We start from the raw sequence: 26,142 nt of genomic DNA, 5'->3' as shown, positions 1-26,142 counted from the left end.
AACAATTGCGCTAGAGGCCTTGGTAGCAATCGGAGCTGTTGTTGAATTAGTCCACGTGTTGGCTCCTTTTGGAGACTGTTGAATAAGTATTCCAGCAGCTCCATTCACTGAACTCCAGCTAAAACTCGCGGTATCGCTCGTTTTTCCTGTGCTCGCAAAGTCCGTAACCGGAACTGAGTTTGTCTTCACACTCTCAACATTGGACGTTCCTGCATTACTACCGCCTGTGACCACAAGACGGAAGTCATACTCCGTTGCTGGACTTAGTCCTGTAACAATTGCGCTAGAGGCGTTGCTAGCAATCGGAGCTGTTGTTGAATTAGTCCACGTGTTGGCTCCTTTTGGAGACTGTTGAATAATTATTCCAGCAGCACCATTCACTAAACTCCAACTAAAACTCGCGGTATCGCTCGTTTTTCCTGTGCTCGCAAAGTCCGTAACCGGAACTGTAGTTGTCTTCACGGTTACTACATTGGACGTTCCTGCATGGCTACCGCCTGTGACGCTAAGTCGGAAGTCATATTCCGTTGCTGGACTTAGTCCTGTAACAATTGCGCTGGTCGCGTTGGTAGCGATCGGAGCTGTTGTTGAATTGGTCCACGTGTTGGCTCCTTTGGGAGACTGCTCAATGATTACATTCGTGGCATCTGATAAGGCGCTCCAATTGAAGCTTGCTGTCGTACTTGTTTTAGCTGTCTCTGCAAAGTTTGCAATTGGAGTAGATTCTGGGATTGGTGAACTAACAGAGCCTGATTTGAACAATCCCTGAGCAAATGCAAATGCTCGATTATGATCAGCTACTACATTAACAAATGCTTTGGTACTACCACCAGTAGTCGTTTCTGTTTCCCAGGTTACGCCATCTACAGAAGAGATGATGGTCTCACTTTTGCCTACTGCATAAAACTTTCCTACTCCATAAGTAATCGCTGCGAAATCAATGCTCGGAGTTGGAGCACTGGCCACTGACCAATTTGTACCATCGGCAGAAACATAGATATAACCGGTAAAGCCTGCAGCCACTAACTTACCGTTTCCGTAAGCGATCCCCCTTAAGTCTTTTTGAGGGGTAGCTCCTGCGACCTGATCCCACTTGCTGCCATCTACTGAGACATAAACCTTAGATACATCTGGAGAAAAGGTCTTTCCTACAGCGTAAAATTTACCATTCGCATAAGTTACGCCATACATCGCCGTTTTTTCAGAGAGTGAAGCATTTTCAAAACTTGTACCTCCATTTGTTGATGTAAGAATGGCACCATCCTTGCCAACGTCTCCAGTTACCACGATTGTCCCGTTTCCATCATGTGCAATATTAGTCATGGCGGAGGCATTCGGTGCTTTCCCATGCTTAATCCAATTTGCAGCAATGAGCGGGTCAGCGCCAGATGACATGGTAAAAATATCACCAGTAGTACAACCCATAACCCATAAGCTTCCAGTGTAGACTATACTTCTAGCCTGACATGCAATATTTTGATTTTGTTCCCCTCTCGTCCAGGTATCTCCATCCGTTGAAACGGCAGGATCGCCTGCACTTGTTACCATTACCCAGCGTCCGCCTGGAACATCGTTTCCGTAATCCGTTCTATAGAAGCCGGCAGAGCCGAATTCAAGATTGACTGTTTTCCAAATGCCTGTTGCTGCTTCAACGGGTGTTACTCGCACTCCAAGTCCCATTGAAGTGAGAAAAACTGCAAAAGCAAGTACCACTCTCATTACCTTTTTAAAATGCATAAGATCCCTCTTTCTAACGATTCTACTTTTCTACCAAAATGAAGAACATATGATTATTGCAGTATGACATTCGCTTTGCCTACAACCTTCCATTCATCACTCCCTTAGTAATTGTATTAATACAGTAATCGACATATTTGTTCTGCGAAATTAGTAGAAAAAAGTCAAACAACATGGCAATATAGATCGTGTAGGATTATTTTCTCTCAAATGTATAAAATTTCTGGACATATGTCTGATATGATTTTACTATGAAGTCAGATACAAAATCTAGTAATTTTGTCCTAATTGCCTTAAAGGAGATTCTATGTTTTATACGTATCCTGTCGAAAAAAATGATTTGCCTTTTCTGTATGAACTATATGTGAGTACGCGTTGGGAAGAAGTACGGTCTTGGGGATGGATGAAGAGATGATTCATTCTTTTTTAAAGCTACAATGGACTGCCCAACAGCAATCCTATCTTCAACAATATCCTAGAGCGGAGCATCTTATTCTGAATCAAGCGGTCCATAAGGTCGGACAAGCTCGATTGAATCGAAGTGACATTGATTTAACTTTGGTCGATCTGTCATTGCTGCCTGCTTATCGAAATCAAGGGATAGGTACCTCGTTCATATTAAAACTGCAAACGGAAGCAGCCATCACTTCCAAGACGATTTATTTAAGTGTGCTTCACGACAATCCTTCACTTCGACTTTATGAACGCTTAGGATTTCAACACAAGCAACATAACGGACTACATGTACAAATGGAATGGAGCTCACTACTTATAAAGTAATAAGCTCTCCCATATATAATTTTAAGAGGTGAAAAAGAATGAGCGAGTCATATGTAGGTGAAATTCGTATGTTTGCTGGAAACTATGCTCCGCAAGGTTGGGCTCTTTGCAATGGTCAAACCATGAGTATTAATGAGAATGAAATACTGTACGTATTACTGGGTACAACTTACGGTGGTGACGGACAGCAAACATTTAATCTACCCGATCTTCGAGGAAGAGTAGCTGTTCATCCATTTCCAAATCAAAATATTGTGCTTGGAAGCAAACAAGGAACCGAGACGGCTACGCTTACAACAGCACAATTGGCCCCACATACGCATGTTCTCAATGCCTGTGCGTCAAATGGTCAGAACGATAGTCCGGAAAACTCCTTGTGGTCTGATTCTCTGTACTCGAGTTACATTGATCCTAATGGTAAGTCCTTAGTGGATATGAATGATCATGCACTATCTTCAGTGGGTGAAAACCAACCACATGACAACATGATGCCTACCACTGCCATTTCATTTATTATTTCTCTGTATGGAATCTTTCCGTCACAACCATGAAATTATTGAATTATTAATTAAGGAGGTCATTGTGTGTCTGAGCCATTTTTGGGTGAAATTCGTCTATTTCCTATTCATTATGCTCCAAAGGGGTGGCTGTTCTGTGAAGGGCAAATTCTACCGATCAGCACGAACACTGCATTATTTTCACTATTAGGTACTGTGTACGGCGGTGATGGACGAACAACGTTCGCACTTCCAGACTATCGCGGACGTGTTCCGATACACTTCAGCTCGACAATCCCACTCGGCACTAAACAAGGTGAGGCGGCGCATAGCCTAACTGTAAATGAAATACCTCAACATACGCATCAACTTTTAGGGTCATCCAATGTGGCAAGTGATCCATCACCTAAAAACAATGTGTGGGCAAAAATAGATAATGCGTATGATCAAGGAGCTACACTCTCACCTATGAGTACCAATGCAATCAAAGTTGTCGGTGAAGGACAAGCTCACAATAACATGCAACCCTACTTGGCTCTTAACTACGCAATAGCGGTTCAGGGAATATATCCAAGTAGGAGCTAATAGGAGGCTATAACATGGCAGATGCATATACCGGAGAAATACGAATTTTTGCAGGAAATTACGCCCCCAAAGACTGGGCATTTTGTAATGGGCAGCTTTTGTCTATTCAGCAAAACCAGGTGTTGTTTACTATCCTCGGCAATCAATACGGTGGTGACGGTAGAACAACCTTTGCTTTACCTAATTTAATGGGTAGTGCTTGTATGAATCAAGGTAGCGGTGATGGCCTAACATCTCGAACGTTTGCCGAAAAAGTTGGAGAACCGTCGGTTACACTATTAACAAGCCAGATTCCTAACCATTCTCACAATCCTCAAGCGATCGATGGTTCAGGTTCTGCAAATACACCCACCCAGAACGTGTGGGCGCAAAATCCTCCCTTGGATGATTTTACGCCGGCACAGAATATGTATGATGCGACCGCCAATGTTGAAATGTCCCCTATTGCTCTCAATGTAACTGGGGGTTCTCAGGCTCATAATAATATGCAGCCATTCATTGCTCAAAATTTTATCATATGCCTTAGTGGGGAATACCCTATGAAAAGCTAAACTACAAATGCTAGAACACAAAGAGGCTGTACTCCATGGAGTACAGCCTCTTTGTGTTCTAATTTTTAGAGATTGTATGTACCTCTCCAACATTATGAATCATCATACATACGGGTTTACAGCTCAATAACAATTGTATCTGTTTGTACAACATCCGTTCCATTGTCCGGCAGACTAAACATCTCATGATCAGCAAACGTTTCGGAAATAGACCTTTTCGTTGCAAGGGACGTAAATTTTTTGACAGGGGCATTAGCTGCATAAGCCTCTGCCTTACCCTGTAAGGTCATTATGATCTTGTTTACCTGACTTAGATCGACACCTTCGTTTAGAGTGTATCCATTTCTATCTTCTAAAGGTACTTCTATCGACCATACAGACAACAATCCTGGCATAATTCGGCTACTGCCATCCCCTACAGCTCCACCAGACTCATTGGCAATTTTCTCTTTCAATTCTATATTAACTGCTGTATTTTGTTCTAGAGTTACATCATATTCATAGAAACCATGGCTCTTGTTATGGATAAAGTCATATCGTTTTCCATACGGATCAAGGAAGGTTGAATGTCCTGAATGAGTATATTCAATGTGAATACTTCCTGCCGTATGTCGAGCGCCCGGTAAATGAATGTGGCAGTCACTGACCATCATGTGAGCCTTACCAGCAATTTTTTCCCGAATGAGCTTGTTCTCCAATGTTAAAGGGAAAAAAGCCGTTCCGTGTTCACGAAGCGTTTCAAATTGTTCAGGGAAGGAGTCTTCATTGAAAATGAAAGTCACGTTCTTGAATGGCTGCACTGGGTTCTCTGACCCGTTTAGTGCGTTCTTCAATTTAACGGTCATGTCGGCATGGATGCGGCTGAGCTCGGCAACATGACGATCTTGAACAAATGGGAAGAGTTCTTGGCTCAGGACCATATAACGATATGCTTGATATTCTTGATACAGAAAATCGGTTAACGCCAGTTTCAAGCTGTTATATAGATCAAAAATATACGTATGGAACAGTGGCAGTCCAGCATCCATATCATTCCCCATGGCCTGCTTGATTCGTTCTTGATCTGCACGGCGCTGTTCCATCTCCGCTAATAATTTGGCTTCCTCAAGATGTCTAGCTATCACCGACTGTTTTTTGCGCTGATATTCTTCGACGACGTCGAGATACTGAGTAAAGGCCTTACGATATCCCTCTACCTTATCCTTCGGCATTTGATCGTAAACGGGTCGCAACATCTCTTCGAACTGCTCACGTGACATCGCAAGCATGGACGAAGAACATCCAAAGGAATCACGTGCCACTTTCATTTGGTCGATGAGATTATAAATTTCAATTCCATCCTTTATAATCGCTAGACCAGAGGAAGCTACTGTTGTCACATTTTTAATGGATTTGGAAAGTTCCTCTTCCTTCTTCTTTTTTTCATTTGCAGCCGTCTTTTTGTTTTTATACTTATCATCAATTACTATCGTTTTGCCTGTATTCCAGTAGTTACTCACAGCAGAGGCTATCGCTCCTCCTGTCTTTAGTGCGGTGAGGGCAGGTGTAACATTTGTGACCAATGCTACTCCGTTCACTATCAAATCAAAAGTGGCTTTTAGAGTATCCATAGCCAGTTTACTACGCAGAGCTTCCACAAACTCTTCTGCTACTTTTTGAAGGGATCTCTCTTTGGAAAGAATACCTTCATAAAGCTTATCTGCTTCCAATTTCAAGCGTTCCCGCTCGTTAATCGAACTTTGCCATTGTTCTTTTACATCGTTGATCCGATTGACTTGAACGCAAATAGCGTCGTTTAATACCTTCAATCGACCTCGTTGATCGTTTTCTGCGATAACATAATTATGATATAATGTCTCCGCTTGTTGAGCAGCGTTAATTAAGTTAATACCTAGATTTTGATACTTGTCTAGCGGCATGAGTGGCACCCAGTTCCAAGGATGACCAAAATAGTCTATCCCTTGTCCCAACTGTGAAATGAGGATTATAGCTTTATTGCGAAGTGCTATCCACTGAATGGATGCATCCAGCATATCGCTTTGGAATCTCGAAATAGTACTCTGATCTGTTATCTCGTCAAACCAAGTCTCATCCGGTGTTGTCTGCTGTATCCAAGTCAATAAATCTGCAGCATCTTCGAGTTGCTCCACACTCCCTGACAAATATGCTAGTCCTGCCTTATGTAAAGTCAATGTCTGACGTTCAAGTGAGGCACTCAAAGCCGATTCCAAATCAATCGGAGTGAAATTTTTGTACAGTTCGGAGTTGAGAATTTTTGTTCCATAAAATTGTTCATATGAAATCTGTACAATCGTAGAATGGGCAGGGTTACCGTCAACAGCTATAGTAGCACTGAGCCCAACCTTACCGTCTATGCCATCCTTTCCGCTAGCGGCTCTCTTCGTCATACTGCGTTTGGTAACGGTAGATCGGCTCCCAACCGAGACCACCTCTAGCTGTAAGCCGCCTATGCCTCCAGAGGTTCCAGCGCCTGCTTTTCCGGGTAAGGTTGGCGCCCCTGCGATGCCAGCTTGAGTTTCCAACGTTATTCTATGCTCGTCGCTCGGAACTACATAGCCAATAAAGATATGTCCCGCGTCTCCACCATTTCCTGATTTGCCAGCATCTCCGCCATTACCTCCACTGCCTCCATCGCTACCCTTTGTTGCATGTTCATTTGGCCAGATAATATGGGTCTCTCCATTTCTTCCATCATCACCCTTCCGACCATCCATGCCGTCTCCGCCATCTTGGCCACGACCTCCATTGCTACCATTTGCTGATAGTCTCAATTCTCCTTTCAGAATAAAACGTTCCGCCGCAAGTACGATATGCCCACCGGACATCCCATTTCCACCACTTTGACCATCCATGCCATCTCCGCCACGATCGCCACTAACAATCGCTTGAATACCTGAGTCCGCCTTAGGCTCTCGTGAGAAGTCTTTGTCCGCAGGGACGGGTTTTCCTGAAGTACTTATAGATAGATCTCCGTCTGAAGTTATTACTCTCGCATTAATCGTTAAATTACGACCTGGCAAACTTAACGATCCAGCCAGCTGAATGGTATCTGCTTGAATCCAATAGTGAGCTGTTGCATCCGTAAAATAATCCTGTTTTAGAATCAAATCAGATGCCGTTAGATAGATGTACTCTTCCTTTTTGCCTCGCTGAACACCAGAATAAAATGACTGGCTAGTACTTTCCAAAACTCCCATTCACAGTTCCTCCTTAAGTCTCATACAAATAGTAACTAAACTCTTAAAGTAATCCGTAAGTTCTAATATAATTACTGTTTGGAGTTATATTTAACTTTTAAATCTGATTATAAGTCAATTTTATCCAACAATATAGAATATTTTTGGTTTCTAATATTTTTTTACTTCAAATCATTTCGCACTTGTGTATTGGGTTGTTGAAGTGATGATAGAGAAGCCCTATGTCCAAGGATTGCGTTATACTCCTCCTCCACGTAAAAAGGCACACCGTAAAGGCGCGCCCCTAAATTATTTATTTCATGTAATGTTATTCATTCTCCATCGTACTGATATCGATGACAAAGCGATAACGGACATCAGAAGCTAGAACGCGCTCCCACGCTGTATCAATTTGATTTGCGGATATCGTCTCGATCTCTGGGACAATGCTATGTTCGGCACAAAAATCAAGCATTTCCTGTGTTTCGCTGATTCCTCCGATTGTAGATCCTGCGAAAGAACGTCGATGACCGATTAGAGAGAATACATTAACGGACAAGGGTTCTGCTGGCGCACCGACATTGACCAATGTACCGTCAAGTGCCAGTAACGACAGGTAAGCACTAATGTCAATCTTCGCACTTACGGTATTTATAATAAGGTCAAACGAACCTGCCAGTTTCTCAAATGTATCCGCATCGCTGGTAGCATAATAATGATCCGCGCCATGGCGTAATCCATCTTCTTTCTTCTTTAATGATTGAGATAATACCGTAACCTCAGCACCCATGGCATGAGCAATCTTTACAGCCATGTGTCCCAGCCCGCCAAGTCCAACAACCGCTATTCTTTTGCCGGGGGCAGCTCCCCAATGGCGTAGAGGCGAATATGTTGTGATGCCAGCACATAAAAGCGGTGCGGCAACGTCAAGCTCCATTCCATCAGGAATTCTGACTACAAAGTCTTCTGTTACGACGATATGCGTGGAATAACCGCCCTGTGTATATTGCCCGTACCTGTCGATTGCCCCATAGGTGCCTGTATTTCCGTTCAGGCAGTACTGCTCTTCACCATTACGGCAGTTAGTACAATCTCTGCAGGAGTCAACCATGCAGCCAACCCCCACTCGGTCTCCAACTGCATATTTTGTGACTTCTGAGCCAACCTTGGCGACAATTCCGGCAATCTCGTGTCCTGGAACGAGCGGATAGTTAACGGGTCCCCACTCGCCGCGAGCGGCATGGATGTCAGAGTGGCAGATACCCGCATATTTAATCTCAATGAGGACATCATGCGGCTCCAGCTCTCTACGTTCGATTGTGGTCAGTTTGAAAGGCCCTTCTGAACTGAATGTAGCTCTTGCATTAACAGTAATCATATACTACCTCCTTCAATGGATAAGTGATGAGTTCTTTACCATCATATTCCATTTAGGATTATTGGACAAATTTCTATTGAGGGGATAATGGGCGGAAAACTGCCAGTGAATGATATCGAGAAATTTTTTTTATCCTTTACGATATGGAGTGCTGTCAAACTAATCTTTTTAAAATCGAATTATACAATATGTACTAATAAAAAGGTCAAAAGAGCTGCAAATAAATACGCTACTCTCTTGACCCTTTCATGCTGAAATGTATACGTTAATATTCTCTTTTAATAACAAAGAACGATCCCCGGATGGTTCCGGCCAATTTAGACTTCTGCCGAGCAAACTTAAACTTCCCTTCCAATTCCTGTGGTACCTCCATCCCCTCCGAAAGCTTAAAACCAACGGCCCGTTTCTTCGGGTCATCGACCGTATACATGACATTGAGTCCAAGACCATCTTCATAAAAAACATAGGAAAATCGGATATTTTCCACTTGAAATTGGGACGTCTCCAAAGGCTTGGCCGCAAATTCGATATCACGTTCTTCTTTCAAAATTCGGTTCACATAATCAAGTGTCTCCTGGCTTTCACTGGCGGGTACGACCGTAAATTCGTGCTTGTATTTGTTCATGAAGTATCGTGCTTCATTCGCTCTTAACCCAGCAAGTGCTTCGACTACAGGCGAAGACTCCAAACCAACCGTAGACACATTTTTAAAATCAACGATATATGACATTTCGATTCCTCCTAAAAGTTTTGCGAGAGTTACATCGTAGAACGTACTTCGAGCAAAACTCACATCGGAAGCATTCACTTCTCTATTTATTTCCTAACAACAGGAATCCACATTTCGCCAAATACAACACCGTCTCGTTGTCCCATCTCAACCGATGTATTCGGCCCGCCGACATAGGCAACTTCGTTTACTTCCGGTAAGACTTGGCCAAAGGCAATACCAGCAAGCTGATTGCTGAGCTCCTCAGATGTCTTCGCTTCCCCTTTCACAACGAGGTATTCCCCCTTGGGAAATTGGATCATTCTCGATGCTTCTGGTAACGATGCCTCTGTCATGACACCCGCATAATACATCATCTTGTTATTCACAGCTTCGTTCACGGCAAAAATGTAGTCATTCGTGGCGATAGATTTTAACTTGTCCAAGCTTCCATCAACTTCGACGGCCGACCAGAATTCTGCCTTTTCCTTGTTTATGCCGGCAAAATCTGTGTAATGGCTCTTAAGCTCCGTTCCAATCCCTAAAACGTTAAAGCTCTCTTTTTGTTCCAACGTAAATTGTGACATATTCAAAACCTTCCTTTTTTTGAAATTTGATCAAATGATTGTCTTTTCACTTGATGGGTTTATAATATCCTTAAATCATGTCAAAAAGTGATACTGTTTAGGGGGTCCCGATGAAAAAAGTTGAACGGGTTAATATCATCATGCGCTACATTAACAACCGAGCCCACTTTACCATTTCTGAAATCATGCGGGAATTTAACATCTCTCGTTCCACGGCTATTCGAGATATTCGGGAAATTGAAGCGATGGGAATGCCGCTTATAGCTGAAGTTGGTAGGGATGGGGGTTATTTTGTTATGAACAACTCGATCCTGCCCACGGTCCGATTTACCGATAACGAAATTAAAGCTCTGTTTATTGCCTTTATGGCCACAAGAAATCAGCAGCTCCCTTATCTCAAGAGTCGTCAGTCTCTAGCTGAAAAATTACTTGGCCTCATTTCGGAAAATCAGCAAGATGACCTTGTACTGTTGAATCAAATTTTACTATTTGAAGGGACCAATCCAAATAATCCAGACCTTCTTGATTTATCAGATCTTCCCCATCCGTTAGTTAGAAAAACTAATCCAAATCATTTTGTTGGACAGCTATGTATTGGTTTCCATTAAAGAAGAGAAGGAAATTAAGTCACATTCCCTTTATATATTGCACCTGTATCGTGAAAAAAGTGTTTGGTTGATCGAAGGGTTTGATTTGCAGGAAGAAAAAAGTAGAATTTTTTCTGTTGATGATCTTACGGATATAGAACCTTACCCTGAGAAAAAGAGAGTAAGTGAGAAGAAGATTTTGAATCAATTACGTAAACAGGAAGAAGTCATTAATCTTGTTCTTGAACTTGGTCCGAAAGCGATTGCCCAATTCAGAAAATACCATCCATTAAAAGTTTCCATATCCTATACGAATCCCTACCAAACGACTGCCATTCTTAGGACTTTTGTTAATGTTAATAAATCCGAAGAAATGGTCGAATTCACAAATTGGCTGCTTTTCCTAGGTGAGGATATCAAGATCAGGGAGATGCCGGAAGGAGTCTTAAAAGGTTTACAAGTGAGACTAAATTTCTACTGCCCTTAAGAAGTCTGGATAAGGAGATTGCTGCAAAATAATATTTAATATTTGAGATGCTGACAATTTCATAAGTCTCATTTCTCCATTTTGCTTCTTTATTGCCCCTAATGTCTCTCTCCATCTACTCATCAGCAGCATAATACAAACCATAGAGGCCCTATATATATTATTAATATCTATTTCAAGTATACTATTAATAGATTAACTATCTTAACTAATATAGAGGAGTAAATTCACAACATGTTTAGACGACTTACTGAACTATTTTCGATTCCATCGTATGCTCTACTCTTTTTATGTATGTTTCTGCAGGGAATGGGTATTTCACTCAGCGCACCCTTTTTATCTATTTATTTCACGGAACAGCTTGGAGTCTCTGTCGGGATGTTTGGCATTTTTCTAGCAGCCACGCTCATGGCGGGGATATGGATCAGTACTCTAATCGGGAGACGCTCTGACCTCGGCTTGAATCGAAAAAGCATTTACTTTATCTCAACGCTCTGTAATGCTCTGGCTTATAGCGGATACTTGCTCATTCAGGATTTTAATATCTTGTTCATCTATATGATTGTGTTCACCGCTCTCGGTGCACCAGGGATGCCACAATTGTTCGCTATTTCGAGAGAAGCCGTGAATAAGAGCAATTTCACTGATCATTCGTTTGCTAACTCTACCCTACGTTCTGCTTTCTCTCTCGGCTTTATTACAGGTCCTTTAATGGGTACCCTGCTAATCGCTGCTGTTGGGTTCAAGGGGATTTTTACTGGTACAATCGGAGTTTTCCTGCTTGTTTCCTTACTTGTTTTCCTATTTCTCAAATCGAATACAGAACTAAAAAGCAATAATGCTAATATACAAGTAAAAAGCTTCCGGCTGGTTCAAAATCGTAATATTCTGCTTCCTTTTCTGATTCTGATACTCATGTATGTAGCCCACTGGACAAGTAGCATTAACACAGCTCTCTTCATCACCAACAATCTAGGTGGGACGACAAGTAATGTCGGTCTAGTCAGTAGTATTTGCGCAGCGCTAGAAATTCCATTTATGATTATGCTTGGTCTACTCAGTGCAAAGTACAGTAACCGAATCTTGATGATATGTGGGTCCGTTCTAGGCGGAGCTTATTATCTCGTTGTCATTCTCTCAGGCGAGATGTGGCAGATGATTGCAGCCCAAATTCTACTCGCCGTTTTCGTTGCTGTTATTTCAGCGATAGGTATTAGTTACATTCAAGATCTGCTTCCAAACATGCCTGGGTATGCCTCTACGCTCTACTCTAATTCATCAACGATCGGTAGACTCGTTGGTAGTCTTGTCGGCGGGTTATTAGCCAGTGTAGTAGGTTACCGCTATTCATTTGTTCTCTGTTTCATACTCGTCTTTATTTCTACAATCATGCTTGTGATAAGCGGACGTCACGCTATAAGGGAATCACAAAATTAGTGGTTTAATCCATACTTTATACTATAACATATTGCAAATTGCGGGATGATTCCTTCATGTAATAATTTCTCAATCATAATTTTAAGTCATAAAATAAAATCTCTGCGCACAAAAAGACCGTTTTCCAAAGAAAACGGTCTTAAAGTCTCCTAACTATGATTAAATATCTGACATCGTTATTCTTCTCGCAAAATCAACAAATTGGAACTTATCCAGACGATGTCTCGACTCTGTATATTGAAAGAGTGTTGTATCCTCTAGATGAACATATCCCCCGAACGACAACCACGTGGGTATCTCCTCTAAGATCCATATATTGATGGTCGATCTCTGTAGCCCGCTCCACGCAGATTACCTTCTCCGCATAACTAATCTTCAAATGAAGCTCCTGCTCTAGGTATTGATAAATGGAATCTGCTGCGATGTCTTTGGATATGTCCGCAACGACTTCGGCAAGCAAATAATCGATATCTAGGATGACGCGTTCACCCTCGATTTCCCTGGCACGGACGATCTTCCACACGGGCTGATCCGAACGAACTCGCAGCTCCTTAGCAATATCATTCCCTGCCGGGATACGTTCCGTTATATAAACGAGAGTACGATTAGGTTTATCTAGTCGTGCGGCAAGCTCTTTATAACTGACTAAGCCTGATATAGGAAACTTCATCCTCCCTTTATCCAGCACAAACGATCCCTTACCTTTTACCTTATTGATATAACCATTTTGAGCGAGCATATTCAATCCCTTGCGTACGGTTTCTCTCGATGTCTGATATGTCTCAGCAAGCTCGTTCTCGGAGGGAAGCTTACTCCCGGGCTCAAGGTTCCCGCATCAATCTGTTCCGTATAATCCTTGTAAAGTGTCAAGAATATATTGTTTATCATCGCATTATCACCATCAATATTGTACCATGTTTTAATAAAAAATCCTTACATGATGTTAGGGCGTAGTTGGTTCTAGATTAACCTGGAGTATCGGGCTTGAGCTTGAACTGCTTCTCCATCATATTCTTTAATTTCCCCAATGCGCTCTTGGCCATCCGGAATAAGAATCGGTGTAATCACCGGAAGACCTGCTTCTTCAATTCTTTCTTTATCGAATTCTAGCAAAAGCTGGCCTTTAGTAATGGTTGATCCACTTTCCACATGGGCAGTAAAGCCTTCCCCTTTCAGAGAAACCGTATTAATGCCTACATGGATCAATATCTGAATTCCATTCGTATCTGAAAGAATAAGTGCATGTTTACTCTTCTTCATCAGGTGTTCAACCGTTCCATCAAAGGGAGCATATACCTTCCCCTCTGAAGGAAGAATAGCAATCCCTTGACCCATTTGTTTTTCCGAAAAAGCAGGATCAGGAACTTCAGATAAAGGTACGATTTGTCCATTCATAGGAGCCATAATATTTACTATAGTATTCTCCGAATTCATAGCCTCTTCAGATTGTGGTATAACTGCGCTCAAACCGCTTGCGGTTTTAACGGATTCTGCCGTTGCATTCACTATAGGATCTTGAGTATCTTCGATCTTATTAGTCTGTCTGGACAATTGATATCTGCCATACAACAGTGTACCAATAAAAGGAATTACCAGTACTATTGCCATACCTATGAAGAAGATTCCCCATTGGTTCGGGAAGATCGACAGGAATCCTGGAATACCCCCTACACCGATTGAAGAAGCAAGAACGTTATTTACAGCGAGCACAATCCCGGCGATCCCGGAACCAACCATACCGAAAATAAAAGGGAATTTGTGACGCACATTGACCCCGAAAATAGCTGGCTCAGTTACACCTAGGAAAGCAGAGATAGAAGAGGTTACGGCTAGTCCTTTTGCTTTCTGTTCTTTTAAAATAAACATCATAGCGAGTGCTGCTGCACCTTGAGCAATATTAGATAAGGCTAGCATCGGCCATAGGAAGGTTCCTCCATTGCTTCCGATCAATTGAATGTCTACGGCAAGGAAGGTGTGATGCATCCCTGTAATTACCAGCAAAGCATAAAATCCACCATAGATTAAACCACCAAGCCAGGAGTAAGAATTAAAGATGCTGGTTAGACCCGTAGTAAGTAAATTACCAATAGCAAAAGTGATAGGTCCTACCAAAATAAATGCTAGGAATCCAGTAACTAGCAAGGCAACTGGCGCCACAACTAGCAATTTAATAGAATCATGTACCCGTTTTTCCAGGAACTTCTCAATTTTGGCCAAAATATACGCGGAAACGAGCACCGGTAGCACTTGACCCTGATAACCGATTTTCTCCACTGAAAATCCGAACAAATTCCAAACCGGAACTGTACCTGCAAGCTTCGCATCTGCATACTGATAAGCGCTAAGTAAACTTGGATTAACGAGAATCAAACCTAGGACAATCCCGAGAAGCGGATTACCTCCGAACTTCTTAGCAGCTGACCAACCGATTAAGACTGGCAGGAAAGTAAAGGCCGTACTTGCAATAAGATTAATGATGGAAGCCACATCTGCCCACTGTTTGTGTACATCGATAAGTGACTTTCCTTCATAGAAAATGCCAGGACCCGTAAGAATGTTATTGATCCCGAGCAAGAGACCCGCCATAACGATGGCTGGCAGTATTGGAATAAATATATCGGCGAGTGTCTTAATCGCCCGCTGAAGCGGATTTTGTTTCTTACTTGCGAGCGTTTTTACATCATCCTTGGAAGCTCTGTCTCCTCCTGTGATGGCAATCATTTCATCATACACTTGATCAACAATTCCCGGTCCAATCACGACTTGAAACTGCCCTTGGGAAGAGAATTGTCCTTTTACGAGGTTGTTTTTATCAAGCGCCTCGGCATCTACCTTACCTTCATCCGCAAGCGCAAATCTTAATCGAGTCACACAATGCGTAGCAGCATCAATGTTATCTTTGCCTCCGACAGCCTCAATAATCCGCTCTACGTCTTTGCGATCTATTTTCGCCATAGCCATACACTCCTGTCATTCGTGATTATGAAATTAGGCTTGAAACAGCCACATATAAGAACCGTAAGGTTGCAGCATAATGATCTGTGAAAATTCCGGTACTTCATCCGTATTTCCTAAGAGGAGCTCAGCTGAAGCATTCTTCATAAGATTCTTAGTGAACTTATTTGGAAGTTCAAATTTCACCGTTTCCTTGCTGAAATTCGAAATAACGACGAGAGTTTGTTCATCATTGGTTCTGGCATACGCATAAACTTGCGGATGACCTTCATCCAGACGCATGTATCTTCCATCGACAAACACCGGAATGCTCTTGCGCATCTCAATTAATTTCCGATAATGATGATAGATGGAATTAGGATCTTTCACCTGCGATTGTGCATTAATGAATGGATATCTTTCATCGATCTTGATCCACGGCGTACCCGTAGTGAATCCAGCCTGGTCACTGTCGTCCCACAGCATCGGAAGACGAGAGTTATCCCTAGAGCGCACATGTACAATATGGGCAGCTTCATCAGGCGTTTTGCCTCGTTGCAGAAGAATTTCATACATATTTAGCGACTCAATATCCCGGAACTCGGTCATATCGTTCCATTTAGGATTTGGCATCCCTATTTCTTCACCTTGATAAATATAAGGGGTGCCTTGTAATCCATGAAGTGTAGTTGCTAGCAGCTTCGCACTTTCGTTACGGTATTCGTCGTCATCAGTGAACCGAGATAGCGCCCGAGGTTGATCATGATTATTCCAGAATAGCGCATTCCAGCCCCCGCCCTGCTGCATGCCCGCTTGCCAATCGGTAAGTATTTTTTTGAGCTCCTCGAAGTCATAAGGCTTAAGCTCCCATTTCTGCCCATTCGGATAATCTACTTTAAGATGGTGGAAATTAAATGTCATAGAGAACTCTTGCTGCTCCGGATTTGAGTATTGAATACATTGTTCCAGTGTAGTGGAGGACATTTCTCCAACCGTAACCAAATGATACGTACTGAATACGTTCTCATTTAATTCTTTAATATACTCATGTACACGAGGTCCATCGGTATAAAATCTCCGTCCATCCCCTGGAGCAATAGAGCCGTCGTCATCCGGGAATTCGGGGTTCTTGGAAATCAAATTGATGACATCCATTCGAAACCCACTTACCCCCTTCTTAGCCCAAAACGTAAGTAAGTCCACGACTTCTTGTCTAACCTTCTCGTTCTCCCAATTGAGATCTGCTTGTGTTTTATCAAAAAGAGTTAAATAATACTGCTGAGTTTCTTCCTCAAACTGCCAGGCAGGGCCTCCAAATTTAGACTGCCAATTATTAGGCGGCCCTCCGTCCTCTGCTGGATCCTTCCAGATATAATAATTTCGGTATGGATTATCACGTGAAGACTTTGCTTCCTGAAACCAGCGATGTTCAGTAGATGAATGATTAACTACGATATCCAGCATAAGATGCATGTTTCTTTTTTTCAGTTCACTAACAAGTTCATCTAAATCTTCCATTGTCCCATATGCTGGATCAATGTTGTAATAATCTGCAACATCGTAACCGTTATCATTTTGTGGAGAAACATATACAGGCTGAAGCCAGACGATGTCGATACCAAGACCCTTTATATAATCAATCTTCTCGGTAAGACCACGTATGTCGCCTGTCCCACTTCTAGTTGTATCATTGAAGCTCTTAGGGTAAACCTGATAAACCGCAGAATTTCTCCACCAGTCTTTAGGCTGATTCCCATTCGCCTTAATTTGCATGTAAAACCCACCCTTTTAGTCATCTTGTATATACAGGTTGTTTGCAGATCAATCATAGTCTTGTATATACAGGTTGTCAACCGTATAAGTATTAGTACCCTCATCTGTGCTGCATGGAACATTTATCCACTCCATTCTCATTTCTTAATAGTTATCTCATTTTGAATAATATGTTAATGCTACAATTTTCCACTATTATAGTAGGCACTTATGTGTACTTTTAATAAATACATATCTATCGGGCAGTAAATAATTACAACAAAAAAACCGCGATATTCGCGGCTTCTTTGTGCAGTTAACTGCTGCTCCCATTAACATAAAATCATAAGATAGATAACCATAAGTAGAGACCTGCTAGAGTGATTATCAATGTTGGAACTGTCAAGATCATTCCTGTTTTAAAATAAGTGCCCCAAGAAATTTTAACTCCTTTGGTTCCCAGTACATGTAGCCACAATAGTGTAGCGAGGGATCCGATCGGAGTGATTTTAGGACCTAAATCTGAGCCAATCACATTGGCATAGATCAAAGCCTCTTTTATGGTATCTGTCGTATGAGTCGCGTCAATAGCAAGCGCATCAATCATGACGGTAGGCAAATTGTTCATGAGTGACGAGAGTAGAGCTGACAAAATACCCATCGACATCGTTGCGATAAACAATCCTTGGTCCGCAGTAAGCTGTATGACTTTTGCTAGCAAATCGGTTAATCCCGCATTTCTTAACCCGTATACCACTACATACATACCTATGGAAAAAAAGACAATTGCCCATGGAGCCCCTTTAATGACATCCATGGTAGGCACCGTTGGACTTTTTTGTGCCATAAGAAGAAAGAAGATGGCGATAACCCCGGCGATTATGGATACTGGGACATCTAAAAATTCGCTAGCAAAATAGCCAACTAGAAGTACTGCAAGTACAATCCATGACAAACGGAACATCTTTGGATCCTTGATGGCATCAGAAGGTTTCTTCACATGCTGCAGATCAAACTTCTTAGGAATGCTCCTACGGAAGAACAAATACAGAACTAAAATGCTTGCCCCCAACGCGAATAAATCCGGGATGATCATGTGACCAGCGTATTCCAAGAAAGTTATTCCGAAGAAGTCTGCCGAAACGATATTAACCAGATTACTTACGACGAGCGGCAGCGATGTTGTATCCGCAATGAATCCACTAGCTATGATGAAAGGAAATACTTTCTTTTCATCAAAATGTAGTGCCCTCATCATCGCAAGTACGATAGGCGTCAGAATAAGTGCGGCACCGTCGTTTGCGAAAAATGCTGCAACAATCGCACCAAGGATGGTCACATAAATAAACATACGTAACCCACTCCCACGTGCAGCTCTAGCCATATGTAATGCTGCCCATTCAAAAAATCCGATACGATCAAGGATTAATGAAATGATAATGATGGCTACAAACGCTAGTGTTGCGTTCCATACAATTTGGGTAACATCCCAGACATCTTGGAAAGTGACCACGCCTAAGAGCAGAGCCAGAACAGCCCCGCCGCACGCGGACCATCCAATGGATAAGTTCTTCGGCTGCCAAATAACAAATGTGAGTGTTACCAAGAAAATAACAATCGCTAAAATAACGGAAATCAATGTTATACCCTCCAATTAATCACAAGTCACCATCAGACCCTTTTCTTGTTGAACAACAGCTTTCATCTGAGCTAATCACTGCATTATTCAAGCTACACACACCTGTTTCAGGTAGCTCAAGTTCTACCTTTGCAGCTCCCTCTACGTCACCACTTAGATAGGCCGCGATAGATCGAACCTGTTCATATCCTGTGGCCATCAAAAAGGTCGGCGCTCGTCCGTAACTCTTCATACCTACGATATAGAAGTCTTTCTCATGATGTTGAAGCTCTTTTTGACCATGTGGTCTTACCGTTCCACAGCTGTGAAGGTTCGGGTCAATCAATGGAGCCAAGGCTTCAACACTCTCTGTTGTAGGATCTATACTGAGTCTGATTTCTTTTAGAATAGAAAAGTCAGGACGGCTTCCTGTGTTTACGATGATTTGGTCAATTTCGCTTATCTGTGTGTATTCACCTTGTAAAGTCCCTGATATTTGAACCTGATGACCTGTTTGAATCAGCTCTTTAATTCTAAATGGAGTATACACTTTAATTTGATTTAAGTGGACAAGCTGATGAATCCGTCTGCCAAGCTCACCTCTTGCTTCTAGTTGGTCGTTCTCTTCACCACCATAGGCCACTTCAACATTTCTTTTTCTTAAAATCCAATAAAGCTCTGTCTCTGGATTGGCTTCTTTTAAAGTGGCTAGGTCAAGTAAGGTATTTATCGCTGAATGCCCACTTCCGACAACTGCAACGCGTTTCCCTTTGTATTTCAATTGATTTTCCTTATTAATTTCTGGAATGCCATAGAATATATGCTCTTTCAAAGCTCGCTCTTCTTTCGTCCAGACCCCACTAGCATACAAAGGATTAGGATTGCTCCAAGTACCCGATGCATCAATAACTGCTCTTGCAACAATGCGTTTAGTCTTTCCCTCGGATTCAACATAAAGTACGAACGGCTGCTGCTCACGATTTGCCGATTTCATTTTATCTGTGTCTTGTTTGCTAACGGCAATTACCTTTGAATTCAACAAGATAAAGGGTTTGATCTCAGGTAGTTCGGCGAGTGGCTCCAAGTACTGCGTTACAATTTCGTTTCCCAAGGGTAATTCATCGGCTGGGGGAGTATTCCACCCATATTTATTTAATAATGATTCTGCGGCTTTGTTGACATTATACTGCCATGGTGAAAACAAATGCACATGTCCCCACTCACGGATATGTTGACTAACCGCGGGACCAGCCTCCAGAAGGATAAAACTTTGATTCCGAGAAACGAGCTCAGCTGCAGCCGCTAATCCGACTGGACCAGCCCCGATAATTGCTACAGGAAGGCTGCTTTGGTTTGAACTTGAGGCTTTATTTTTCTCCTCAAACACTTCAGATTCGTTACCGCACTCTGTTGAAGCACAGCAATCAGAATTGACGATCTTAAAATCAATATTTTTCATAATGAAATTCTCCTTCATCAGTTAACGAATCAATTTATTTTGATGTGATAAACAAAAAAATGATCATCAAGTATTCGGATAAAAAATACACCATAGCTTATCAGACAATAGTCCTTTGATTTCCTCTTCGTTTAGTTCGTAATAATTCCATTTTCCAATACGCTCCATGAGAATAATATTTGCATCCAGAAGCATTTTCAAGTGATAGGACAGTTTGGATTGAGGCAAACCAAGCAGATCGGTCAAGTCACATACACAAACCTTCCCTTTCTGATTCAATTCATATATAATTTTCAAACGATTTTTGTCGGATAAGGCTTTAAACTTTTGTTCATATTTGTTCAAAGTAGCATCATCAATTGTAGTATTGATCATGGTATCACCTTCTTTTCATCCATCAATTTTTATTGATGTGATGATTGTAGCAGGATGAGTATGCATCGTCAATGATCATTTTTTTTTGATTTACCATTACCCCGGCTGTCGTACTTCTTAACAACAACAGAAATATCCATATCATCGGCAGCGGTAAATTTAAAACGTAAATCACTGTTTACTGTCTGAATGGTCTCGGTATTATAGATAAGATTATGCCTGCACATAGAAAAGAAAAGCTTGATTCTTCAAGCTTTTCTTCAATAAATTGATTCTAACTACTTCTGTCTTGCCCGTAAACGGGGATTGATTGATGAAATACAGATTGTCATTGTTTCATTTATTTCGTGAATCGATATCCTATACCCCATATGGTTTCAATATATGACTTATCAAATGGATCAAGTTCAATTTTTCTGCGAAGATTTTTTATATGTACAGCAACTGTTGCTGTATCAACCATAACGTCCATTCCCCACACGCTTTTCATTAGACGTTCCTTACTGAATACTTGGTTTGGGTATTCCGCCATACAAGTTAACAATTCAAACTCTTTTCCTGTTAAGATCGCTTCCGTTCCATTTACAAAAACACGATGCGCCGCTTTATCAATGAACAGTCCACGGATGCGAATTTCATCTTTTATGTGTTCGCGGTTTCCTGTCAAACGGTCATAGCGAGCGAGATGAGCGTTAACACGAGCTACAAGTTCACTTGGACTAAAGGGTTTAATAATATAATCATCTGCACCAAAACCTAGCCCTTTAATTTTATTTACTTCCTCTTGCTTCGCAGAAACCATAAGAATGGGAATGTCTTTCTTTAAACGGACTTGTTTGCAAATTTCATATCCATCTACTACCGGTAGCATGATATCTAAAATAAGCAAATCATACTTTTCTTCAAGTATTCTCTTTAATCCCTTTTCTCCAGAGTATTCGATATCCACGGCGTACCCAGATACATCTAAATAGTCTTTTTCTAAATCTGCAATAACCGCTTCGTCTTCAATAATCAATATTTTTTTCATGAATTTTCCCCTTCTTCCTGATCAATTCTTCGCAGTGTAAACGAAAGGGTTGTTCCTTTTCCTTTTTCACTCGTTACCCATATCTTCCCGCCGTGCTGGCTAATGATATGGTGTGCAATAGATAATCCAATTCCACTTCCACCTGTGTTAGAATTTCGAGAATGATCCCCTCGATAGAGCCTTTCAAAGATATGTGGAAGGGCTTCTGCCTCTATACCCATTCCATTATCCTTGATTTCAATCGTTACAAACTCGCTATTTACAGACATATGAATCCCAATGAATCCTGATTCCTTATCCATATATTTCACACTATTCCAAATCACGTTCATAATTACACGTCGTAATTTTTCCCGATCACATATAACGAAGATTGTCGTTTTTAGTTGGGCTTCCCATCCGATGGTAATCCCTTTATCTTGCAATTCTAGTTGAAGTTCTTCAATACAATCGGCTAAGTATTGATAAATTTCAACTTGTTCTAACTGAAAGGGTTCCTCTTTTAAATCAAGCTTTGAGAATAAGAACAGCTCATTAATTAATTGATCCATATCAAATACTTTATTGTAAATAATGGTTAAGTACTTGTTTAACTGTTCTGGCGTACGTGCGACACCTTCTTTGATTCCTTGTACATAGCCCTTTATAGCCATAATCGGTGTTCGTAAGTCATGTGAAATATTGGAGAGTAACTCCTTACGATTCCTTTCATATTGAACTTGCACCTCTACCGATTCTTTCAACCTACAGCGCATTTCTTCAAAGGATAAACTTAATTCGCCAATTTCATCATGTTTGTGAGGAATGACTTGAAAGTCTAAGTCTCCCCTTTGAATTCTTTCGGTTGCCAGCTTTAATGAACGCAACGGTTTAATAATACTTCGGGACATGTAATACGTCATGATCCCATTGGTAACAATAAGCCCAATGACTAACGTAACAACGAACAATACAAAATATTTACGTGCCATTTCTTCTATTGGGCTTATATGTTCAATGACAATAATACTAACGGCATTGTTATTTACATCGTAATAATCAAATTGTTTATAGTAAAAGTAAACATCCTCAATTTTGAAACCCAGATCTTCTATTTGCCCCTTCCCTTCAAATGGAGGAAGAAATTTCTCAAATGAATACTGTTCAAAGTAGGGCGATACATAGATAAGCCGTTCATTTTTCCGAATGAGTAGACCAGCTTGGTTCTTATTCAGTTCTTGATCTGTCTTTTTTAGAAACATTTCATCTTCTATTTGCTTCGGCGTGTAAGATGAAAGGACTTTCAATCTACTAAAAATATCATCTTCATCCTCTGTATTTCTTACCGTCGTTTGATGATCTATATCTATAAAAGATCTCATAATACGATTATCACCAAACAGAGCAAAGCTAATTAACATGATCGTTATACCACAAAAAATAATCGGGATGATGATCATAGCGATATAGGATAACAGTAGCTTAATACGTATTGACATGAAATAACTCCCATATTCACTTATTCTGGATGATTACCGGAATGTTCTCCAGTTGAAAATGGCGTCGTAACCCCTTCATAATTCATCATCGTATGCATACCCATCTCAGCATGAACGAGATCATGACAATGGACCATCCATAGTCCACTATTATTAGCTTCAAGGGCAATTTCATATTCTTCACCCGGAAAGATATTCACGGTATCCGTGTAAATTGGACTCCCTTCCATAGCTTTTCCATTTTTAGAAATCACTTGAAATGTGTGGCCGTGTACATGCATCGGATGAATCTCTACGCCTTTATTTCGAAAACGGATCTTCACGGTATCTCCTATTTTCACCTTAATGGGTGGAATATCGGAACCTGATTTCCCATTAATAGTATAGACCCACCTTTTTTCACCGTAACTCCCTTCTGCTAAAACCATGTCTAAGCTTTGGGTAAACTTAGAATCAATTGTAAATTTGCCAACTTCTTTATGTCCGTATTTTGTGAAGTCGAACCACGGGTAACTTTTTAAATTAACAGGTATTTTAGGTGATATCCCTTCTCCAATGGTTGCATTCAGCATATTATTCATACGCTTAGAAGGATTGACGTTTACAAGCTTCACCGATCCCACGTTCGGCATTTCAAAAACCAAATCGTAACGTTGTGCCGCTCCTATTGGAAGAATAGCCTGATCTAGCTGAGATCCTCCTTTAATATCCCGACCATCGAGTCCAATGATTTGAAAGGGTGCACCAATGAGCGTCATTACATGTGTATTATTGGATGTATTAATCAGACGAAGGCGTACAGTTTCACCTGGTTTTGCGTCAAGATGTAAACCTTCACTTGTATTATTTAATGTAAAAACATCATAATCTTCTCCATCCGATAGTTCTTCTAACTGATCTTTGGTTGGCGTCATGAGAGCACCACCAAACGTTTTATCTTTTGGGGAACTCCAGTCTACATCTTGTTCATCATTATTATCATTTTTTTGATCATTATGATTATCTGCATCATCAAAAGACTTTTCAACGCCTGTTTTCCACTCGTGAATTGCAATGGTGTAATCTTGTTCATATTGTACCATAGGTGTATTTGGTTCAATCACAATCGCACCAAATAAGCCACGCTCCGTCTGCTCCGCACTCATTTGATGAGAATGATACCAATATGTCCCTACTTGATCGGCATTAAAAGTGTAAGTATATGTTTCACCAGGCTTAATCGCATCTTGTGTAATACCTGCAACACCATCTACAGCTGCGGGAACATCTAAGCCGTGCCAATGAATGGTAAGAGCTACTGGCAATTCATTTTTTAAATGTACAACAACGCTATCCCCTTGTTTCACTCGAATTTCAGTACCTGGTGAAGTACCACCAAATGTCCATGCCTCCAGTTTTTTTCCATTCCCTAAGCTAATGTTTTCTACCTGTGCCTGAATATCAAAAGTTTTTGTATTTCTTTTCGAATCTGGAGTGGTGAGTGATGTTACAGATTTCGTATTAGACTTCATACCAGTGGGTGGATTTTTTGTATTTATGTTTGTTATATCATTGTATAAAAGACAGCCCCAAACAATTAACCCTAGAAACACGACAGAAGCAATTAATACCATTCCTTTGTTACTCGGGATAAAACCTTTTTTCATTTTAGTCACTTTTCCCTCATTATTTTTTAGGCTGTTATCATAACATGGAGAAAAGAAGAAACTTAGAAGAATTGATAAAGACTTTATAAAGATAATTTCTTAGAATCAAATGATTAATTTCCTTTGAGATAATACTTCGCTTTTAATAGTTAAAACGCAATAACGGCAATGAAAGCCAAATGACACTCCTTCCGAGGTAAATATGTAAACAAAAAAACAACTTCCATTCATAAAATCAGAATGAGAGTCGTTTTTTTGTGATGTTTCTTAGTGGGTTTTCCTGAGAGGCGCGGGTTCTATATTTCGTCAATAAGTATATTATTCGTCATTCGAACTATCCTTGAACACATTTACGAAGCGTCTCCTCGATTGATGCGCGGATATCGTATTCATTATATTTGAGAATGGACATGGTGTCTGCTGGATCGAGATAGGCATCTCGATTTTGAATTTCTGCCATCATGCTCATATGAACACCTTGCTCTTTACCCGCTTCGGCGTTCTTTTCATCAATCTGCTCCATAACTGGCTTCATTTGAGCTAGGGGTACAACCTTGACTGTACTATCTTCTTCCTGTCCCAGCGCATCCACTACCATTTGATGAAACTCGCTATGCTTCATATTCAAGCCACATATTGAATATTTGGCGCTATGTTCACCATGCTCCAACGCACCGATGGTCGCTTCCGCAACCTGCTGCGCTGTAACCATTGCCGTACCTCCGCCCAGTACAGAAACGATCTTCTGATCTTTTACTCTGTTTACAAACATCGTCCACAGTGGCATTCGGCCTGGCATCACACCGAAAATGTATGGTAAACGCAAGCTCATAACATCCATTACACCCTCACCTTCCATAAACGCCACTTCTTCTTGTAGCATACGAGAGCGTGGATAGGCATTGTTTTTCAAGGGAATATCAGACCATTCTTCTGCAAAATGGGCAAAGTATGAACTTAATAGTACGAATTTTTTAACACCTGCTTGTTTGGCTAATCTAGCGATACGCTGTGTAGGAAGTACGTTTGCCTCATAGAAAAATTTCATCGCTGGAGCCTCAGGCAACGTCCTTTCATCTGCTCCAGAAGCATATATAAATCCGTCGATGCCCTTCAGCATCTTCTGGATATCTTCATCTGACATATCATTGATATTTCCTACTCTATGTTCGACTTCACGAGGCAAAAGATCCTCTGTTGGCATAGCATGCCGCGATAAAGTCGATACTTTATATCCCCGTTTCACTAATTCTTTAACTGTAAAATAGCCAAGAAATCCAGTCCCACCTAATACGAATACATTCTTCATGAAGTCCAT

The 26,142-nt window shown here is 41.2% G+C and carries 19 protein-coding genes and 2 pseudogenes; 6 read left to right on the top strand and 15 right to left on the bottom strand.

The genetic code is table 11. From position 1 onward, the window contains the following. Positions 1 to 1,737: fibronectin type III domain-containing protein (locus tag JCM16418_RS16050; RefSeq protein WP_036650867.1), on the bottom strand; the 1,737-nt coding region annotated here is incomplete at its 3' end. A 399-nt stretch (positions 1,738 to 2,136) separates the two neighbouring features. On the opposite strand from JCM16418_RS16050, the gene JCM16418_RS16045 reads away from it, so the two are divergent. Genes JCM16418_RS16045 through JCM16418_RS16030 form a run of 4 tightly spaced genes read left to right on the top strand, consistent with a single transcriptional unit; the run spans position 2,137 to position 4,150 of the window. Further along, positions 2,137 to 2,517 carry a GNAT family N-acetyltransferase gene (locus JCM16418_RS16045; RefSeq protein WP_242403866.1) on the top strand — a complete coding sequence of 127 codons (381 nt, stop codon included), beginning with the start codon at positions 2,137 to 2,139 and terminating at the stop codon, positions 2,515 to 2,517. A gap of 38 nt (positions 2,518 to 2,555) precedes the next feature. Next, the gene (locus JCM16418_RS16040) at positions 2,556 to 3,068 is read left to right on the top strand and encodes a phage tail protein (protein WP_036650865.1); all 513 of its coding nucleotides are present in this window, start codon (positions 2,556 to 2,558) and stop codon (positions 3,066 to 3,068) included. A 33-nt stretch (positions 3,069 to 3,101) separates the two neighbouring features. After that, positions 3,102 to 3,599 carry a phage tail protein gene (locus tag JCM16418_RS16035; RefSeq protein ID WP_036650863.1) on the top strand — a complete coding sequence of 166 codons (498 nt, stop codon included), beginning with the start codon at positions 3,102 to 3,104 and terminating at the stop codon, positions 3,597 to 3,599. A 14-nt stretch (positions 3,600 to 3,613) separates the two neighbouring features. Beyond that, complete coding sequence (locus JCM16418_RS16030; RefSeq protein ID WP_036650861.1) at positions 3,614 to 4,150, top strand: phage tail protein; 537 nt, start codon at positions 3,614 to 3,616, stop codon at positions 4,148 to 4,150. A 116-nt stretch (positions 4,151 to 4,266) separates the two neighbouring features. On the opposite strand, the gene JCM16418_RS23870 is transcribed toward JCM16418_RS16030, so the two are convergent. The 4 genes from JCM16418_RS23870 to JCM16418_RS16010 all read right to left on the bottom strand — a co-directional run bounded on the left by JCM16418_RS23870 (position 4,267) and on the right by JCM16418_RS16010 (position 10,021). Next, complete coding sequence (locus tag JCM16418_RS23870) at positions 4,267 to 7,368, bottom strand: hypothetical protein (RefSeq protein ID WP_052020399.1); 3,102 nt, start codon at positions 7,366 to 7,368, stop codon at positions 4,267 to 4,269. A 307-nt stretch (positions 7,369 to 7,675) separates the two neighbouring features. Next, positions 7,676 to 8,725 (bottom strand): NAD(P)-dependent alcohol dehydrogenase, encoded by a 1,050-nt coding sequence (locus JCM16418_RS16020; protein WP_036650858.1) that lies wholly within the window; start codon positions 8,723 to 8,725, stop codon positions 7,676 to 7,678. 265 nt (positions 8,726 to 8,990) lie between these two features. Next, complete coding sequence (locus JCM16418_RS16015) at positions 8,991 to 9,455, bottom strand: DUF8821 family protein (protein ID WP_036650856.1); 465 nt, start codon at positions 9,453 to 9,455, stop codon at positions 8,991 to 8,993. An 86-nt stretch (positions 9,456 to 9,541) separates the two neighbouring features. Further along, positions 9,542 to 10,021, bottom strand: coding sequence for a GyrI-like domain-containing protein (locus JCM16418_RS16010; protein ID WP_036650853.1), 480 nt, complete (start codon positions 10,019 to 10,021; stop codon positions 9,542 to 9,544). Between the two features lie 110 nt (positions 10,022 to 10,131). On the opposite strand from JCM16418_RS16010, the pseudogene JCM16418_RS16005 reads away from it, so the two are divergent. Both JCM16418_RS16005 and JCM16418_RS16000 read left to right on the top strand, forming a co-directional pair. Continuing rightward, positions 10,132 to 11,095, top strand: a pseudogene (locus JCM16418_RS16005) (helix-turn-helix transcriptional regulator). A 234-nt stretch (positions 11,096 to 11,329) separates the two neighbouring features. After that, positions 11,330 to 12,532 (top strand): sugar efflux transporter, encoded by a 1,203-nt coding sequence (locus JCM16418_RS16000; RefSeq protein WP_036650850.1) that lies wholly within the window; start codon positions 11,330 to 11,332, stop codon positions 12,530 to 12,532. Positions 12,533 to 12,691: 159 nt separating this feature from the next. On the opposite strand, the pseudogene treR reads toward JCM16418_RS16000, so the two are convergent. The 10 genes and pseudogenes from treR to JCM16418_RS15950 form a co-directional block, all read right to left on the bottom strand. After that, positions 12,692 to 13,420, bottom strand: a pseudogene (treR, locus tag JCM16418_RS15995) (trehalose operon repressor). A gap of 72 nt (positions 13,421 to 13,492) precedes the next feature. Further along, on the bottom strand, positions 13,493 to 15,487 hold the full coding sequence (treP, locus tag JCM16418_RS15990; protein WP_036650847.1) for a PTS system trehalose-specific EIIBC component: 1,995 nt from the start codon (positions 15,485 to 15,487) through the stop codon (positions 13,493 to 13,495). Between the two features lie 33 nt (positions 15,488 to 15,520). Next, positions 15,521 to 17,239: an alpha,alpha-phosphotrehalase gene (treC, locus tag JCM16418_RS15985; protein WP_172679237.1), complete on the bottom strand. Its 1,719-nt coding sequence runs from the start codon at positions 17,237 to 17,239 to the stop codon at positions 15,521 to 15,523. A gap of 322 nt (positions 17,240 to 17,561) precedes the next feature. Further along, complete coding sequence (locus JCM16418_RS15980; protein WP_036650845.1) at positions 17,562 to 18,857, bottom strand: arsenic transporter; 1,296 nt, start codon at positions 18,855 to 18,857, stop codon at positions 17,562 to 17,564. A gap of 19 nt (positions 18,858 to 18,876) precedes the next feature. After that, positions 18,877 to 20,295, bottom strand: coding sequence for an NAD(P)-binding domain-containing protein (locus JCM16418_RS15975; protein ID WP_036650842.1), 1,419 nt, complete (start codon positions 20,293 to 20,295; stop codon positions 18,877 to 18,879). Between the two features lie 66 nt (positions 20,296 to 20,361). Then, on the bottom strand, positions 20,362 to 20,670 hold the full coding sequence (locus tag JCM16418_RS15970) for an ArsR/SmtB family transcription factor (protein WP_036650839.1): 309 nt from the start codon (positions 20,668 to 20,670) through the stop codon (positions 20,362 to 20,364). Positions 20,671 to 21,010: 340 nt separating this feature from the next. Next, a complete protein-coding gene (locus JCM16418_RS15965; RefSeq protein ID WP_036650837.1) occupies positions 21,011 to 21,700 on the bottom strand; it encodes a response regulator transcription factor in 690 nt (229 codons plus the stop codon). Next, a complete protein-coding gene (locus JCM16418_RS15960; RefSeq protein ID WP_036650835.1) occupies positions 21,697 to 23,178 on the bottom strand; it encodes a sensor histidine kinase in 1,482 nt (493 codons plus the stop codon). The genes JCM16418_RS15965 and JCM16418_RS15960 overlap by 4 nt, the downstream gene beginning before the upstream one ends. 20 nt (positions 23,179 to 23,198) lie before the next feature. Next, positions 23,199 to 24,824 carry a multicopper oxidase family protein gene (locus JCM16418_RS15955; RefSeq protein WP_036650832.1) on the bottom strand — a complete coding sequence of 542 codons (1,626 nt, stop codon included), beginning with the start codon at positions 24,822 to 24,824 and terminating at the stop codon, positions 23,199 to 23,201. A 334-nt stretch (positions 24,825 to 25,158) separates the two neighbouring features. Continuing rightward, positions 25,159 to 26,133 (bottom strand): NAD-dependent epimerase/dehydratase family protein, encoded by a 975-nt coding sequence (locus tag JCM16418_RS15950; RefSeq protein ID WP_036650829.1) that lies wholly within the window; start codon positions 26,131 to 26,133, stop codon positions 25,159 to 25,161. Positions 26,134 to 26,142: the final 9 nt, after the last annotated feature.

Origin of the sequence: Paenibacillus pini JCM 16418, assembly GCF_000576305.1 — a bacterium.
Classification (GTDB): Bacteria; Bacillota; Bacilli; order Paenibacillales; family Paenibacillaceae; genus Paenibacillus_AQ; species Paenibacillus_AQ pini.
This window is presented reverse-complemented; position numbering and strand designations above follow the sequence as displayed.